Below are 17173 nucleotides of genomic sequence, written 5' to 3'. Positions count from 1 at the left end.
CCTTAATTACATAAGGCTTTTTTAATCGCCAAATGCTTTTTTAAACGAATAATGGTGCCTAAACCAGGTTGTGATTCAACTTCTATATCGTCCATAAAGTTTTCCATAATTGTAAATCCCATGCCTGAACGTTCCATCTCTGGCTTTGTGGTAAACAATGGCTGTCTTGCTTCTTCAATATCAGAAATTCCTGCTCCCTCATCACGAATAATCATTTCAACTACTCCGTCCTCTATGGCTACAGAAATATAAACCATTCCATCTGGATTTCCTTCGTATCCATGAATAATCGAATTTGTTACTGCTTCTGAGACAACAGTTTTAATTTCTGTAAGTTCATCTAAGGTTGGGTCTAATTGCGCAATAAAGGCAGCAACTGTTACCCTAGCAAAGGATTCATTTTGGCTAAGTGCTGAAAATTGAATATGCATCTCATTTTTCATTATTTACGCAACCCCCAATCTTTCTAAAGCAAATTTTTCTGACTCATCAAGTCTAATAATTTTAAATAGACCCGACATTTCAAAAAGCCTCTTTACTGCAGGAGAGATTGCGCAAACAACCATTTCACCGTTTTTTTGTTTTATTTGTTTATATCTGCCTAAGATTACTCCTAAACCCGAACTATCCATAAATGTTAATTGTTCTAAATTTAATACAAGATGCTGTATTTGATAGTTTTCAATTGCTTGATTCACATTTTCTCTTAAGCTTTCAGCAGAATGATGATCCAATTCACCACTTAATCGAATGCATAGAACCTTTTGTTTGACTTCCAAATCGATTAATAGACTCACTATTTATTTCCTCCTTCTTTCTTTATAGTGAGTCAATTCGCCTTTAAAACCCTGTTTTCCTTCTTCATGACAAAACTAGAAGGATATCGTCATAATTAGTCCCTCTTCGACGTTATTCAATCAAACAATAAATTACAATTAATGATATTTTTATTAATTTGTTTTATTGAACATACCAAATGAACGCTTAAATAGCTTCCACCATCCAGCTTGCTTTACATCTTTACTAGCTATTAGATTTGATTTTGCTAATACCTTTCCGTCTTTTTTAATTGTAATGGTCCCAATCTTATCGCCCTTTTTAACCGGTGCTTTTAGATTTTCATTTAGTTTTATTGTTTTCTTTATACTTTCTATTTTTTCTCCTTTTTTAGTTAATACAGAGATCGGTTCACTTGTTAATGCTTGAATTTTCTTTGTATCACCTTTACTTACTTTTACTTCTGCAAGTGATTGCCCTTTTTTATATATCGGATGAGTGACATATTTTGCAAAAGCATAATCTAGCATTTTAGATACTTGAGCATTTCTTACTTTCGTAGAAGGTGCTCCAAAAACCACTGCGACTACACGCATACCATTCTTTTTTGCAGTTGCTGTTAAACAAAACTTTGCTTCATTTGTAAATCCTGTTTTCAAACCATCAACACCAGGATAAAACTTTACAAGCTTATTTGTATTAACTAACCAAAACTTCTTGTCGGTACTTTCACGTAAATAGGATTCATATGTACCTGTAAATTTCGTGATATTTTCATGTCTTAATAACTCTTTCGCCATCATTGCCATATCATAGGCTGAACTATAATGATCCTTCTCAGGTAAACCTGTTGCATTTTGAAACTTTGTATCTTTAAGTCCAAGCTCTTTTACTTTTTTATTCATCATGTCAACAAATTCTTCTTCACTGCCAGCTATCTTTTCTGCCATCGCAACGGAAGCATCGTTAGCTGACCCGATAGAAATACCTCTAAGCATTTCTTCGACAGTCATTTCCTCACCAGTCTCAAGAAAAATCTGTGATCCTCCCATAGAAGCTGCATATTCACTCGTCCGAACTTTTTCGTTCATTGATAGCTTATTTTGTTCAAGAGCTTCCATGATTAGTATCATGGTCATAATTTTCGTCATTGAAGCGGGTGGTAGCTTTTCATGACTATTCTTATCGTATAATATACTACCTGTATCACGCTCAATTAATATTGCTGATTTTGCGTCTGCAGCTAATTCTGTTGATTTTTCAGCTGCAAATGCAGGTAATGAAATCGTTGCAGTCAATAACAATAAGCATATTATTGAACTAAATATTTTTTTCATCTTGACCCCTCCATCATTGTTCTTCTTTTAACACGATACATAGCACCATTTTTTCCATCTCTAGTATTTTTATACAATGATTCCCTATTTCATAAATAAAAAAACAGTGGTCAATCCGTGTGTTCATCACGAATCGACCACTGTTAAACAATATAGCGGGTAATTGATGTCTAATTAATGTGTAATTTCCTCATGAACGAGTATTGGTGCAGGTACTTTTTCTTTAGAAATTTTAATATTTTTGTAAAGGATCTGCTTCACTTCTTCAATTTGTTCTTGGTTTGAATGAATAGTTAAAAGTGATTCACCTTTTTTCACTTGATCTCCAATTTTTTTCTTCAGTACAATCCCAACAGCTAGATCGATGATTGATTCTTTTGTTGCACGACCAGCTCCTAACATCATAGCAGCTGTACCAATTTCATCAGCAACGATTTCAGAAATATACCCATCCTCTGTAGCTTCCAATTCAATGATATATTTCGCTTGAGGTAATTTTGCTGGATCATCTACAACTTCAGGATCTCCGCCTTGCGATTGTAAAAAGATTTTAAACGTCTCCAATGCTTTCCCATTGGAAATCACTTCATTTAACTTATTACGTGCTTCATCTAGTGTAGCTGCTTGCCCAGCTAAATAAACCATATGACTACCTAATGTAAGACATAATTCTGTTAAATCTTCTGGTCCATCTCCACGTAATGTATCTATTGCTTCTTTAACTTCTAAAGCATTCCCTATCGCAAAACCAAGTGGTTGACTCATATCAGAAATAACAGCCATCGTTTTTCTGCCAACATTATTCCCAATACTAACCATCGCTTTGGCAAGCTCTCTAGAATCATCCAGTGTTTTCATAAATGCTCCTGCACCTGTTTTAACATCTAAGCAAATAGCATCTGCACCAGCAGCAATTTTTTTACTCATGATGGAGCTTGCGATTAACGGGATACTATTCACCGTTCCTGTTACGTCTCTTAAAGCATAGAGCTTTTTATCTGCTGGTGTTAAATTTCCGCTTTGCCCTATTACTGCAATTTTATTTTCATTTACCAGGCGGATAAATTCATCATTTTCAATTTCTACATGAAATCCTTTTACTGCTTCAAGTTTATCAATCGTACCACCTGTATGTCCTAAGCCTCTTCCACTCATTTTCGCCACAGGTACTCCTAATGCAGCAACTAAAGGCCCTAAAACTAAAGTTGTAGTATCCCCTACTCCTCCAGTAGAGTGTTTATCAACCTTTACTCCATCAATGGCAGATAGATCAATCGTATCACCTGAATTGACCATAGCCATTGTTAATTCTGCACGTTCACGTTCATTCATCCCTTGGAAATAGATCGCCATAGTCATAGCGCTCATTTGATAATCTGGAATGGAGTTATTGGTATATCCTTCAATAATGAATTGGATTTCTTCTGTTGTTAACTCTTTCCCATCACGTTTTTTTTCTATCAAATCTACCATTCTCATTTTGGTTCACCAACTTTTATATTTTTAACAATTTCTTTTACAAAAAGTAAGAAATCTTTTCGAACCTTTTCTGTTGTTTCTATTACTTCATCATGAGTTAAAGGCTGATCTAATATCCCAGAAGCCATGTTTGATATACAGGAAATTCCTAATATCTTTAGCCCAGCATGCTTTGCTACGATTACTTCAGGAACAGTTGACATTCCAACTGCATCTCCCCCAAACGTACGGATCATTCTAACCTCTGCCGGAGTTTCATATGTAGGTCCTGTATTTCCAACATATACTCCTTCTTGGATTCGAATATTTAACTTTTCTGCAACATTACGTGCGATTAAACGTAATTCCTTATTATACGGCTCAGACATATCAGGGAAACGAGCACCAAATCGATTGTCATTTGGACCAATAAGTGGGTTACTTCCCATATTATTAATATGATCTGAAATAATCATTAAATCCCCTGGTTCATAAGTTTCATTTACCCCACCTGCAGCATTCGTAACTACTAGGACTTCAACTCCCAGTTCCTTCATAACCCTTACAGGAAATGTAACTTGGTCAAATGAATATCCCTCATAATAGTGAAATCGGCCTTGCATAGCAACTACTTCCTTGCCACTTAAAGAGCCAAATACAAGTTGACCTGCATGGCCTTCGACTGTTGAAATAGGAAATTCAGGTATATCCTCATAACGGATTTTTACGGCATCCTCAATTTCATCTGCAAGAACCCCTAATCCAGATCCTAGTATTAAACCAATTCTTGGAGTTTTTGTATATTTACCTTGTAAATATGTTACTGCTTGTTCTATTTGTTGAAAATTCACTCTTAGTTCCCCTCTATTCTTGTATATCTTTTAAAAAGCTAGTTCCGTATTTTGGCATTGTTACATGGAAATTCTCAGCGACAGTTGCACCAATATCTGCGAAAGTTTTTCTTAGAGGTAATTCCTTTCCCTCTTTAAAACGTTTCGAATAGATCAACAGTGGCACATATTCGCGTGTATGATCGGTACCATGATGAATAGGATCATTTCCATGGTCTGCAGTGATAATTAATAAATCATCATCTTTCATTTTTTCGAAAACTTCTGGCAAACGAGCATCATATTCTTCCAATGCTTTTCCATAACCAATTGGATCACGTCGATGACCATATAACGCATCAAAATCAACTAAGTTCAAAAAGCTTAAGCCTGTAAATTCTTTGTCAAATGTTTCGATAAATTTATCCATACCGTCCATATTCGATTTAGTTCGGATTGCTTCTGTTACTCCCTCTCCATCATAAATATCGGATATTTTCCCTAAGGCAATCACATCAAAATGACTATCCTTTAATTCATTCATAACTGTACGGTCAAATGGTTTCAGTGCATAATCATGTCGATTAGGAGTTCTCGTAAAATGACCTGGCTCTCCGACAAATGGACGTGCAATAATTCGACCAACCATATATTTCTCATCTAAAGTTAGTTCCCTGGCGATCTCACATATTTTATATAGTTCTTCAAGTGGGACAATCTCTTCATGGGCAGCAATTTGTAGTACTGAATCAGCAGAAGTATACACAATTAGTGCACCTGTCTCCATATGTTCCTTTCCAAGTTCATCAAGAATCTCTGTCCCACTAGCTGGTTTATTGCCAATAATTTTCCGTCCGGATTTCTCTTCTAATTCATTGATTAATTCAGCTGGAAAGCCTTCAGGAAAGACTTGAAAGGGAGTTTCTATATTCAACCCCATTATTTCCCAATGCCCAGTCATCGTATCTTTTCCATTTGAAGCTTCCTGCATTTTTGTGTAATATGCAAGCGGAGGATTTGCCTTTTCAACACCTTGAATGTGCCGAATATTTGAAAGTCCTAATTTCCCCATATTTGGCATGTTGAGTCCATTCATTTTCTCTGCAATATGACCAAAGGTATCTGACCCTTTATCATCAAATTTCTCAGCATCTGGAGCTTCACCAATTCCTACTGAATCCATTACAATTAGATGTATTCGCTTATATGTATAGTTACTCAATTATTTCATTCCCTTCTTTAAAGATTAAAACGGTTACAAAAGGTTCAAAACTATATTACCCTTTTCTATGCATGTTACTCAAAATTAGAGCTATATTAACCTTTCATGTTTCCCTTCATGGTAAGAGGTCTGACAACTATATTGTATCAAATTCATTCCTTTTTCTGCAATAGTATCAAACGTTACATTTGAATGATTGAACATTTAATAGGGTTAGTATAAATAGTAAAGAGGTCTGCCCCATCATTCTATATCAAGTAGGAAATAGTTAATTTCTCACGAGGTACAGAATTTTAGTGTGGTCAGACCCCTTAATAGACAAACTCTACCTATCTATTAAGCTCGTGGATGATGCTTTGCATAGACATCCTTTAATCTTGTTTTCGTTACATGCGTATAAATTTGTGTCGTGGAAATATCTGCATGACCTAACATTTCCTGTACAGCTCGTAAATCAGCTCCATTTTCTAATAAATGCGTCGCAAATGAATGGCGGAGGGTGTGAGGAGTTAACTCCTTTTCAATATTTGCCTTTTTCGCAAGTCCTTTTAATATTTTCCAAAAACCTTGTCGGGTTAAACGATTTCCATGATGATTTAGGAATAAAGCTTCTGTTTGTCTCTGCTTCGAAGAAAGTTTTGGTCTGCCATCCTTTATATATTCTTCTAATACAACGGTTGCAGTTTTGCCAATTGGGATAATTCTTTCTTTATTTCCCTTTCCAATACATCTCACAAACCCCATCGTTAAATGTAGGTCATCAAGATTAAGATTTATTAGTTCACTTACACGAATTCCAGTCGCATATAAAAGCTCTAGCATCGCTTTATCTCTTAATGGTAAAGGCCCTTTTTCCGAAGGAGCATCTAATAGTGCTTCAACCTCTGTTAAGCTTAGCACTTTCGGAAGACTTCTCTCTGTTTGAGGTGTTTCAATATGAACAGAAGGATCGTTTTCGGTTACTTTTTCTCTTAATAGAAATTGGTGAAAGGACCGAATTGATGCAACATGTCTTGCTAGAGTTTTAGCGGACTTTCCCTGCTGTTTTAAATGATGTAAAAAGTGGACAATATGTATTCTAGTAATCTCATTCAAGGATTGAATTTGCTCCACTTTAACCATATAAGTTAAATAGCTTTTTAAATCTCTTTCATAAGACACAATTGTGTTTTTTGATAATCCTTTTTCAACCACCATAAAATGGATGAAATCCTTTAAACGATCTAGCATATAATTACTCCCCATCTAAATAGAACAATAGTAAACGATCAAACCATCCCGAATCATTTTCTTCCACAGAATTTACTTTAATCGCTGTTCCTTTTGGTTCATCATATCGATGATAATCCTCATATTCTTGATTTACCCACATAATACCATAATAAAAGAGTAATGTGCATCCAGTAAATAATATAAACACTTTTAACGTACGAAAAATCATCTTCACCATGACATAGACCAGTCCATCCTTTTTTAGTTTATCTTATACAAGCCTATGCCAAAGTGTGCCATTTTTATACCTTTCACTTAATAAACATAAAAGAACCTTTTCACACGAAAAGGTTCTTCAATCTTCACTTTTTTCTTTATCCTGGCATCGCCAGCAAATCCCATGGAAGGTTAAGCGATGATCTTTAATTTTAAAGTTCCAACGTCTTTCTACAATTGCTTCAACATCTTCGAGTAAATCCTCTTGAATTTCATCTACAGCTCCACATTCTATACAAACTAAATGATGATGGAAATGTGCAGCTCCCTCTTGTCTTAAGTCATAGCGTGATACACCATCACCAAAATTAATCTTATCTACAACCTTTAATTCCGTTAATAACTCTAGTGTTCGATATACGGTTGCTAGGCCGATTTCTGGCGATTTCTCTTTTACAAGGAGGTAAACATCTTCTGCACTTAAATGATCTTCTTCGTTTTCCAGCAATACTCGGACGGTTGCTTCACGTTGTGGAGTAAGCTTATAGCTTGCAGAATGTAATTGTTTTTTTATTCTCTCAACACGACTTTCCATCTGAAGTATCCTCCCTCGCCACTATCCACTTTATTATAGCAGAAGGAAGAAAAGATGCAAAATAAAATTATTATAATCTCTAAAATAGAAATTTTATTTGATAATAATTATTATTATCTATTAATATATGACATTGCCGATTTCATTAATTCAGGTGAAATATACGCTTCAACACCTGCAGCAATGGATATAAAACCAACCGCAATGATTAACACAATAAAATATTGTGTTAACATAGGAATAATTTGAACCCCCATACTTTGTTTAATAAAGATTTTACGAATTAACTTTAAGGATACACCTACAGCTACTACTGCAATAAAAATAAACATTGGGATGATAAAAAGATTTTGTGGTAATACGGTAACAAAAGAAAGAAGGAATCCCCCCCATCCCATTTGATTGACAAGAAATCCTACGGAAAATCCAACAACAATTCCTTTAATAAATAACAGAACTAAAATAAGTGGCAAACCAATAATCGAGATTCCCAAAACCCACATTAAACCTAAAAATTTCACATTATGAAGAAAACTTAATCGAAATAAATCGGTTGGTGCTGCAATTTTCCCTTCCGAAATTTGCCCAAAAAATTGATTTAAATAATAAAATAAATCTTCCTTTTGGTCGATTGATAAGCTGTTTACAATAATGGCACCAAAAACTACTCCCATTAAAAATAAAACAATAATAAATGAGTAAATCGAGGAATATTCTTGTACATGGCGAATGATAGGATTAGACAACGACTTTTTTCTGCGCATTTTTACTTCCTCCTATTAATCTAGGTAACATAATCTCATTACTAAATTATGCAGGAAATAAAAAGATAGACCTTAAATCTACTAATTTTTAAAAATTATAATAGAATCAATAAGTTGGCGTTGCAAAAAAAATTAGAGGGGTCCCCCCTCATTACAAGATCGAATGATTAATCAAACCCTTAACATAAGCATTTCTTTGCGACTAATGTAAAAGTCTTCGGCAATCCTATATCGTGAATTTTATGATTTGGTTCCTCTTCTAAAATGTCTATTTGCATTGGTGCCTTTGCAACTGCTGTTATTACCTCTCCCAATGTCCACTTTCTTTGTAAGACATGTTGCAGTTTAGCCTTTTCCTCTTCTGGCATATGCTTTGTAAACGCAACCTCATTCTTCACAATGGATGGATCAAAATAATTCCCAATCACCTTATGCTTTTTACCAGTGGAGGTAATCAGTTTCGTTGAAATCGGATGGAATTCATGGAGAACAAACTTTCCATCCTTGCTTAATAACTGCTGAATTTTCTTCATTAATTCCTGAATATCTAGCAAATAATGAAGAACCCCAAGTTCCATTAATACAACATCGAATTGCTCAAAATAAAGATCATTTGGCAGTGAGAGTACGTCCGAAACGATATAGTTGATTTTCACATTGGCATGGCTCGCAATTTCCATAGCAAAAGCTTTATTTTCCTCTGAAAAATCAACAACGGTTACATCTGCCCCAAGCAGTGAAAGGGCTACTGCTTTAATGCCATTGGAACCCATAAGATGCAGAACTTTTTTATTCGCAATTGGTTCAAGATAATGATCAAATGGGTGCAACCTCCATCTTGGATTATGCCTAATTTTTTCTGCAATTTCTTGAGGAGAACCGTATCTATTTAATAAAGCTACATAATTATTTTGATTCCAAGCTTGTTCATTTAACTTAGTTACCTTAGCATGTTCATTTTCTAAGTACCTATGAATTTTTTCTCTATCTATACCGCTTTGTTCGCTAAATAAATATTTATAAAGTGATATACACCATATTGGTTGTTCATCGCATGTCACTTGGATTCGATAGGGGTTTGTCTTAATTGTCGTATTATAACGGCATTGTACAATAATGGTATATATATCTTGTTGTACCTGAAAGGATGCGGTGGCTATATTTGAGTTCAAGTCAGTCTTTTCTATTGTAGAGAATAGTTCATAGGCTTTTTCTATGATATCCCACTGTACTTCTATATATATAGTATTGAAATGAGGAATATCCACCCCTTGAATATATAAGGAAGTAGAATCTAAAAAATGATATGGGATATTTTCCTCATCAAAACGAATGGAAAGTTCCTTTATAGCTTGTGCATATTTTTTGTCTTTCATGTTAATCCTCCATCAAAAGCTTGGATGAACGTTTATTGTTCATTAGCAACTCTACCATATTGGCCTCCGCCTCCAGCAGATAATTGCAGATTTCCCATTCTTGCTTTCATAATTAAATCAACTAACTCTTGTTTTATAACCTTTTCTAGTTCTTCCTTTGGAACATTATGTAAGATATTCATCTCTGTTCCGAAATGATCTAGAAGTTTTTCCATCGTTTTTGGTCCTAATCCAGGTAAGAAATCTAACGGTACTTGATGAATATAGGGTGGTCTATCGCAACCAGTATCTGTAGTTGTTAGTTCTTGAATTCGTTCAGATACTCCTTTTGTAAATTGTGTTGATCCACATACGTGACAGACATCATGTTCTTTTTTAGCAAAGCATTTTGCACAGGTTGTTTGGTGATATTTCCCAAGATAAGGATCTAGCCCATAATTCGCTATCACTTCATTTCCATCTTTTTGATGAAGTGCTTTTTCTAACCCCTTGAAAGTAGGAGCTTCAAATTGCATTATTTGATATTCACGTGCAATCTTCGCTAAAGAATGGGCATCTGAATTACTGACAAATGTATATCTATGGAGTTCTTTTATATGATCTGCCATGTCTGTATTTGAACTCAATCCTAGTTCGATGGCATCAATAAGATTTGCATCAAATACTTCTTCTAACGATTTTTCAACGCCTTTACCATATAAGCTTTTAAACGGTGTAAATACATGGGCAGGAATAAATAGACCACCTAATGACTTTATTTTTTTCTGTAAGCTTCTAGCATCTTCGTGGATACGTTGTGTACTTAATTGATTATTCTTTACCTTTCCAGTATACCAATAGGAAAATTCCTTTAATGAGCCTAGTGAAGGAAAGTATCCTAATACATGCAGTGGTCCTTTACAATTGTCATCATTTATTTCTATCTCTACACCTGGAATTAATGTAACCGATTCTTGATAAAGCAATCCTCCATCTTCCATTTCAATCATTTCTTTACTTTGCAGAAGATCTTCTATTTCAGCGATAACTTCAGGGGAATGGCAATCAATTACTCCAATCATATCTAAGCCTTTGGGTATTTTTGCTGCCTTCAAAATATTGGTAAGTGTCAATGTTTTTGAACCAGTAATTTTAACCGGTTTCCCTGTTTTCGTTCGTCCAATATGAATATGTAAATCAACAAAATAATTTTTCATCATTATTTTTGCGCCTCTTTTAACTGTAAATATTGAATTGCATATGCCGTTTTAGCATCAAATATTTTTTGCTCTTTTACTAGCTGGATAGCTTCCTCAAGTGATACCTCGATCAGCTCAACAAATTCATCCTCATCCGCAGCTCTAGGATTTTCTTTTTTTCTAAGCCCCGTTGCTAGATATAAATGAATAAGTTCATCAGCAAATCCCGGGGATGTATAAAAAGAAATGATATGGTCCAAGCGGTTACACTCATACCCAGTTTCTTCTTCTAATTCCCTAACTGCAGTAACTTCAGGCTTCTCTCCTGGCTCCAACTTACCTGCTGGAATTTCAACGAGAGCTCGTTCCATCGGTTTACGATACTGTTCTACAAGAACAATTTTATTTTCTGGAGTTAATGCCAAAACTGCCACTGCTCCAGGATGTTTAATAATTTCTCTTTTTGATGTTTTTCCATTTGGTAATTCAACATCATCTATTTGCAAACGAACGACTTTACCTTCAAATAATTTTTCCGTGTGAATCGTTTTTTCTTCAAATTTATGCATTTCTTCCACTCCTAGTTCTAATTAAACATATCATTCATACATTTTAACACAACTAGGTAGGGAACAAATAATACGAACGGATTGTTGATCATCATGTATAAAATAAGGAGATGAGTTATCGATGAAAATCTATATTCAGCAGAATGGAATTGTATTATGCGGCAAAGCTTGGGAAATTAGAGAACAGCTTAAATATTATTCTAAACAATACCAATTTGTTTATGATTGGATAAAGCAAACTAATTCATAACATATTCTTGGTAATCTTACAGAATCTTCGATAGAATAAGGGAAAAAGTTATTTTGAAAGGACTTATTCTTATGGAAAAACAACAATTGGGAGCTTCCAATCTATTCATATCTAAGCTAGGACTTGGTTGTATGTCATTAGGTACTGATGAAAACAAGGCAAAGGACATTATTAAAGCAGCACTTGATGTTGGTATCAATTATTTCGATACAGCCGATTTATATGATTTTGGTGTAAATGAAGAAATTGTAGGGAAATCATTAAAATCCGTACGGGATCAAGTCATCATAGCAACAAAAGTAGGAAATCGTTGGAATAAAGATCAAACTGGCTGGACTTGGGATCCATCTAAATCCTACATAAAAGAGGCTGTCAAAGCTAGTCTTCAAAGGCTTCAAACAGACTATATTGATTTATACCAATTACATGGTGGAACAATTGAGGACAATATTGATGAAACCATTGAAGCATTTGAAGACTTAAAAAAGGAAGGCTTAATCCGTTATTACGGACTATCCTCCATTAGACCCAATGTTATACGCGAATATGTTCAAAAATCTAATATTATTAGTGTCATGATGCAATATAGTTTATTAGATCGACGACCTGAGGAAACTGTTTTATCTCTTTTAAAAGAAAACAACATTAGCGTTGTTACTAGAGGTGCTTTAGCAAAAGGTATATTAAGTGAAAAAGCTCTCACTAAGATCCCGCAACAAGGGTATTTAAGTTACACGAATAAAGAATTGGTTGAGCTAGTTAAAGGCATTGAATCGAAATTAGTGAAAAAAAACCGAAGCATGACAGAGTTAGCATTGAAATATAATTTAAATAATGAAACTGTTGCAGCAGTTATCACTGGTGCTAGTTCCATTCACCAAATTAAAGAAAATGCTCATGTATTACAAGGAAATCCATTAACTAAGGAAGAATATTTGTTATTACAAGAGCTCAGTAAACAAACAAGCTATTCTGATCACCGCTAATAGTTTTTTATATGCTCTTTTCTCAGCGAAATGAAAGCTGCTACACCTTTCATTTCGCTGAGAAAAGAGCTTACAGAAAACTTTTCACCATCTTTCGTTTTTTTTAAACAAAATCCCCAAATCGTTTCGATAAATATTACAAGGTTCACAAGTAATCCTTTGATTGTTTTTTCTAAATATTCTAATTTTCTACATAATTGGATAATACATTCTTTTTTTGTTCATTGCTCCAGGGATTTTCCCCTTTTTTTTCAGCTATAGTTATCGACAAATTTTACGAGTTAATTATGCCTAATTCCTTTATACTTTTCATAAAGATAGAGAAATAGTAATAGTAAAAAAGGTTTGCACAAGCTTAAAATTTCTTCATGGGATAGGAAATTGCAAACTTAATAGTTTTCTAGGGGGAAAAGGGAGATGGAAAAACAATTTATTGTAAAGAAAGAATCATTAGATCCTGAATGGATTGACCTCATTCTTGATGCTTTTGATTTGGGAATGAGTGTTGAGGAGATAAAAGATTATTTTTCGAAAAAGCGTTACTCTTCTTAAAAGATTTACCACACCTTCAAAGTATTTAAGTTAAATTTCACATGATTGTTTAGTATATTTTTTCACTCCATTAGATTTTTTACCATTACTAATATTTCACTCAGATTAGTTTTTTGACTTATTAATTATTTTTCATTTAATGCGAAACAATTCCTTCTGTATATGTTATAATAACACGAAGGAAGGTGACATAAAGTATGATTGGACAACGTATTAAAAAATTTCGCTTACAAAAACAATTATCTTTATCTGAACTAGCAGAAAGAGCTGGAATAGCAAAATCATATTTGAGCTCCATTGAGCGAAATTTACAATCCAATCCATCTGTTCAATTTCTCGAAAAAATTGCAGCAGTTTTAGGGATTTCCGTTAACTTGCTATTGCATGATCAAATAGATGAAACGAATACTACCGAACTCGATTCAGAATGGGAATCATTAGTTAGAGAAGCAATGAATTCAGGAGTTTCAAAAGAGGAATTTAAAGAATTTCTAGAGTTCAATAAGTGGAAAATAAATAATAAATAATAAGAGTTTATGATGATTTCTTCATCGTAAACTCTTTTTTATTCATTATGAAAGGAGACTTGACAATAATTACAGGCTACAAAGTCAAATCAGCCATACTTTGGCCGCGCTAATATCGACACGCACTTTTTTTAATTGATGGTTTGATTTATGGGCTATTTTTCGAGCTTCTTGTGTAAAAGCACTAATAGCAGCTTTTACACTAAATAAAGGCTTCAGGCGTTAACCTAAAATTACCGGTAAGACTATTTCAAAAGAGTAATATTATTTATGGGAAGCACTTATTTATATTTTTTCCAGTCCATCGGGTTTTCGTTTAATAATTCTTCAAATGACTTGTTTTTTTCTTTTTGTCTTCTCTCTTCCCTTTTTCTCTCTTCTTCTAATTTTTTCTTCGACTCTTCATCCTGTTTCAGTTGCTGCTGTGTATGCTTCAGCTTTAAAAGGATATCTTGATTTAACGTATCTTGCAATGTTAATTTATCATCGGTTTGTTTATTTTTTCTTTGTGTTTGTTTCGATCTTGCCATGGGATGACTCCTTTAAATTCATTAATAGTAGGCTCTTTTTGCATAGATTATTATTTCCAAAATTCAGGATTGAACCTGTAGTTCTTCTCATGAAAGCTTAATAAGAAAAAGGGAATGCATTCATTCCCCCTTATTTTACTATAAATACTAATAGGCTTCTAGTTTGACATCTTTTGCAACTAATAGATCCGGTTCAGTTGATGAAAGAATTTCTTCAATTGAATATCCTTTTGCTACTTCCTTTAAAATTAAACCATCGGTAGTTACATCGATGACAGCTTGATCAGTTATTATCCGATTCACTACACCCTTACCAGTTAAAGGCAAGCTGCATTGTTTAAGTATTTTTGGTTCGCCCTTTTTATTTACATGATCCATAATGACGATTATTTTTTGGGCACCGTGGACAAGATCCATTGCTCCACCCATCCCTTTAATCATTTTTCCTGGAATCATCCAATTAGCCAAGTCACCAGCTTCTGACACTTCCATGCCACCTAATATTGCTACATTAATATGTCCCCCACGTATCATTGCAAAGGATTCTGCACTATCAAAATATGCAGCGCCTGGAATGGCAGTAACGGTTTCTTTACCGGCATTAATTAAGTCGGCATCAATATTTTCCTCTGATGGATATGGACCAATTCCTAATAAACCATTTTCAGACTGTAAAACTACCTGTTTATTATAGGCAATATAGTTAGCTACTAATGTAGGCATTCCAATACCAAGATTAACATAATCTCCGTCTTCAATCTCCTTTTCCGCTCTGCGAGCAATTTTTTCTCGTATTGTGAACTTATCTAGTGCCATTCTACATTTCTCCTTTCACTATGTATTAATGACTGATGGTTCTTCTCTCGATTCTCTTTTCTTGTTTTCCTTGAATAATTCTTTGGACATATATACTTGGTGTATGGATAAAATTAGGATCTATATCGCCAATTTCATAGAGCTCCTCTACTTCAGCAATGGTTACTTTTCCAGCTGCTGCAATCATTGGGTTAAAATTACGGGCCGTTTTGTTATAGACTAAATTCCCCATTTTATCCCCTTTCCAGGCTCGTATTAAACTAAAGTCTGCAATTAGCGCTTCCTCCAACACATATTCCTTCCCATTAAAATTACGGATTTCTTTTCCGTCAGCGATTGGCGTTCCGACTCCTGCTGGTGTATAAAAAGCAGGAATTCCTGCCCCACCTGCACGAATCTTTTCAGCTAGTGTTCCTTGTGGTGTTAATTCCACTTCTAGTTCTCCTGATAATACTTGTCTTTCAAACTCTTTATTTTCCCCTACATAGGATCCAATCATTTTTTGAATTTGTTTGTTCTGTAATAGAGGCCCAAGTCCCCAATCATCAATTCCACAATTGTTTGAGATAACGGTTAAATTTTTTACCCCTTTTTCAACTAACGCTTGAATTAAATTTTCCGGTATCCCACAAAGGCCGAAACCACCAACCATTAGAGTAGCCCCATCATGTATATCAGCAACTGCCTCATGAAAGGATGTATAAACTTGTTTCATTGCTCTATCTCCCTTCTATTCTTGCATTATGCTAATTCAACAATTGTTGCAACACCCTGTCCACCACCGATGCATAAAGTGGCTAAACCTGTTTTCGCTTGTCTTTTTAACATTTCATGGATTAGCGTTACAAAAATTCTAGTTCCACTTGCTCCAATTGGATGACCAAGTGCTATCGCACCACCATTCACATTTAATATATCTTTATTAAAATGTAGTTCGCGATCAACGGCAAGGCTCTGAGCGGCAAAAGCCTCATTCGCCTCAATCAAATGAATTTCCTCTAAAGAAAGGTTAGCCTTTTTCAATGCTTTATTTACTGCAGCTACTGGTCCAATCCCCATAATACTCGGATCAACCCCTGCACTTGCATTGGCTTTAATTGTTACAAGCGGCTTAATACCAAGTTCTTCACATTTTTTCCGTGACATGACAACAACGGCAGCTGCCCCATCATTAATTCCTGAAGCATTACCTGCTGTTACAGAACCGTTCTTTTTAAAGGCTGGTCGCAATCCCGCTAATTTTTCAGGTGTCGTTCCTTTTTTCGGATATTCATCCGTATCGAATACGATTGGTTCGCCTCTTCTTTGCGGAATTTCAATCGGAATAATTTCCTCCTGAAATTTACCTGCCTCGATTGCCTTTACTGCCTTTGATTGACTGTCACTTGAAAATTGATCCTGTTCTTGCCGTGTAATTTGATATTTATCACAAAGATTTTCCGCGGTAATTCCCATATGATAATCATTAAAAGCACACCATAAACCATCTTGAATCATACTGTCTACAAGCTTTTGATCGCCCATTTTAAACCCATCCCTCGCCTGATTCAATAGATATGGAGCTCTGCTCATATTTTCCATGCCACCAGCGACAATAATGTCTGCATCCCCTGCCACTATTGCCTGGGTAGCCAAGTGAACCGCTTTTAATCCTGAACCACAAACCTTATTAATCGTCATGGAGGAAACGCTTTCAGGAACACCAGCTTTAATGGCAGCTTGACGTGCCGGATTCTGGCCAAGTCCTGCTTGAAGTACATTTCCCATAATGATTTCATCTACCTGATCACCACTAACCCCCGCCTTTTCAAGTGCACTTTTAATAACAATTGCACCCAACTCAGTAGCTGATGTATTTTTTAATGTACCATTAAAGCTACCTATCGCTGTACGTACAGCACTTACAATGACAACTTCTTGCTTTTCCATGTTTTCTCCTCCCCTGCTGAACATAGTACTTTAAAAGCATTCTCCATTT

21 protein-coding genes are annotated in these 17173 nt (G+C 35.0%); 4 read left to right on the top strand and 17 right to left on the bottom strand.

What is annotated here, in order from left to right:
* Window positions 1–2: 2 nt before the first annotated feature.
* The 13 genes from spoIIAB to MHI39_RS10285 all read right to left on the bottom strand — a co-directional run bounded on the left by spoIIAB (window position 3) and on the right by MHI39_RS10285 (window position 11534).
* A complete protein-coding gene (gene spoIIAB / locus MHI39_RS10345) occupies window positions 3–443 on the bottom strand; it encodes an anti-sigma F factor (protein ID WP_058002303.1) in 441 nt (146 codons plus the stop codon).
* A gap of 3 nt (window positions 444–446) precedes the next feature.
* Window positions 447–797, bottom strand: a complete 351-nt coding sequence (spoIIAA, locus tag MHI39_RS10340) for an anti-sigma F factor antagonist (RefSeq protein ID WP_058002302.1) — start codon at window positions 795–797, stop codon at window positions 447–449.
* A gap of 153 nt (window positions 798–950) precedes the next feature.
* A complete protein-coding gene (locus MHI39_RS10335) occupies window positions 951–2114 on the bottom strand; it encodes a D-alanyl-D-alanine carboxypeptidase family protein (RefSeq protein WP_058002301.1) in 1164 nt (387 codons plus the stop codon).
* Between the two features lie 174 nt (window positions 2115–2288).
* Entirely contained in the window at window positions 2289–3593 is a 1305-nt protein-coding gene (locus MHI39_RS10330) for a pyrimidine-nucleoside phosphorylase (RefSeq protein ID WP_071976121.1), read from the bottom strand.
* Window positions 3590–4423 (bottom strand): purine-nucleoside phosphorylase, encoded by an 834-nt coding sequence (locus tag MHI39_RS10325; RefSeq protein WP_058002299.1) that lies wholly within the window; start codon window positions 4421–4423, stop codon window positions 3590–3592. The genes MHI39_RS10330 and MHI39_RS10325 overlap by 4 nt, the downstream gene beginning before the upstream one ends.
* A gap of 13 nt (window positions 4424–4436) precedes the next feature.
* The gene (gene deoB / locus MHI39_RS10320; protein ID WP_058002298.1) at window positions 4437–5624 is read right to left on the bottom strand and encodes a phosphopentomutase; all 1188 of its coding nucleotides are present in this window, start codon (window positions 5622–5624) and stop codon (window positions 4437–4439) included.
* Window positions 5625–5960: 336 nt separating this feature from the next.
* Window positions 5961–6854, bottom strand: coding sequence for a site-specific tyrosine recombinase XerD (gene xerD / locus MHI39_RS10315; RefSeq protein WP_058002297.1), 894 nt, complete (start codon window positions 6852–6854; stop codon window positions 5961–5963).
* A 4-nt stretch (window positions 6855–6858) separates the two neighbouring features.
* The gene (locus MHI39_RS10310) at window positions 6859–7074 is read right to left on the bottom strand and encodes a YqzK family protein (RefSeq protein WP_058002296.1); all 216 of its coding nucleotides are present in this window, start codon (window positions 7072–7074) and stop codon (window positions 6859–6861) included.
* A gap of 117 nt (window positions 7075–7191) precedes the next feature.
* Entirely contained in the window at window positions 7192–7647 is a 456-nt protein-coding gene (locus tag MHI39_RS10305) for a Fur family transcriptional regulator (RefSeq protein WP_058002295.1), read from the bottom strand.
* Between the two features lie 113 nt (window positions 7648–7760).
* Window positions 7761–8411 (bottom strand): stage II sporulation protein M, encoded by a 651-nt coding sequence (gene spoIIM, locus MHI39_RS10300; protein ID WP_058002294.1) that lies wholly within the window; start codon window positions 8409–8411, stop codon window positions 7761–7763.
* Window positions 8412–8590: 179 nt separating this feature from the next.
* Window positions 8591–9787 carry a class I SAM-dependent methyltransferase gene (locus tag MHI39_RS10295; RefSeq protein WP_058002293.1) on the bottom strand — a complete coding sequence of 399 codons (1197 nt, stop codon included), beginning with the start codon at window positions 9785–9787 and terminating at the stop codon, window positions 8591–8593.
* Window positions 9788–9819: 32 nt separating this feature from the next.
* Entirely contained in the window at window positions 9820–10983 is a 1164-nt protein-coding gene (locus MHI39_RS10290) for an endonuclease Q family protein (protein WP_342541433.1), read from the bottom strand.
* Between the two features lie 2 nt (window positions 10984–10985).
* On the bottom strand, window positions 10986–11534 hold the full coding sequence (locus MHI39_RS10285; protein WP_058002292.1) for an NUDIX hydrolase: 549 nt from the start codon (window positions 11532–11534) through the stop codon (window positions 10986–10988).
* Between the two features lie 121 nt (window positions 11535–11655).
* Here MHI39_RS10285 and mciZ point away from each other — a divergent pair, with 121 nt between their 5' ends.
* The 4 genes from mciZ to MHI39_RS10265 all read left to right on the top strand — a co-directional run bounded on the left by mciZ (window position 11656) and on the right by MHI39_RS10265 (window position 13849).
* Window positions 11656–11784 (top strand): Z-ring formation inhibitor MciZ, encoded by a 129-nt coding sequence (gene mciZ, locus MHI39_RS10280; protein ID WP_071976122.1) that lies wholly within the window; start codon window positions 11656–11658, stop codon window positions 11782–11784.
* Between the two features lie 71 nt (window positions 11785–11855).
* Complete coding sequence (locus tag MHI39_RS10275; protein WP_058002428.1) at window positions 11856–12770, top strand: aldo/keto reductase; 915 nt, start codon at window positions 11856–11858, stop codon at window positions 12768–12770.
* Window positions 12771–13187: 417 nt separating this feature from the next.
* A complete protein-coding gene (locus tag MHI39_RS10270) occupies window positions 13188–13322 on the top strand; it encodes an anti-repressor SinI family protein (RefSeq protein WP_078110871.1) in 135 nt (44 codons plus the stop codon).
* A gap of 197 nt (window positions 13323–13519) precedes the next feature.
* Window positions 13520–13849 carry a helix-turn-helix domain-containing protein gene (locus tag MHI39_RS10265; RefSeq protein WP_058002291.1) on the top strand — a complete coding sequence of 110 codons (330 nt, stop codon included), beginning with the start codon at window positions 13520–13522 and terminating at the stop codon, window positions 13847–13849.
* 281 nt (window positions 13850–14130) lie between these two features.
* Here the strand turns inward: MHI39_RS10265 and MHI39_RS10260 are convergent, their stop codons facing one another.
* The 4 genes from MHI39_RS10260 to MHI39_RS10245 all read right to left on the bottom strand — a co-directional run bounded on the left by MHI39_RS10260 (window position 14131) and on the right by MHI39_RS10245 (window position 17124).
* Entirely contained in the window at window positions 14131–14379 is a 249-nt protein-coding gene (locus MHI39_RS10260; protein WP_058002290.1) for a YqkE family protein, read from the bottom strand.
* Between the two features lie 147 nt (window positions 14380–14526).
* Window positions 14527–15195, bottom strand: a complete 669-nt coding sequence (locus tag MHI39_RS10255) for a CoA transferase subunit B (protein WP_259545083.1) — start codon at window positions 15193–15195, stop codon at window positions 14527–14529.
* A gap of 25 nt (window positions 15196–15220) precedes the next feature.
* Entirely contained in the window at window positions 15221–15910 is a 690-nt protein-coding gene (locus MHI39_RS10250; RefSeq protein WP_058002288.1) for a CoA transferase subunit A, read from the bottom strand.
* 26 nt (window positions 15911–15936) lie between these two features.
* Window positions 15937–17124: an acetyl-CoA C-acetyltransferase gene (locus MHI39_RS10245; RefSeq protein WP_342541216.1), complete on the bottom strand. Its 1188-nt coding sequence runs from the start codon at window positions 17122–17124 to the stop codon at window positions 15937–15939.
* Window positions 17125–17173 lie beyond the last annotated feature (49 nt).

This window comes from Heyndrickxia sp. FSL K6-6286, from assembly GCF_038630395.1.
Taxonomy (GTDB): Bacteria; Bacillota; Bacilli; order Bacillales; family Bacillaceae_C; genus Heyndrickxia; species Heyndrickxia oleronia.
This window is presented reverse-complemented; position numbering and strand designations above follow the sequence as displayed.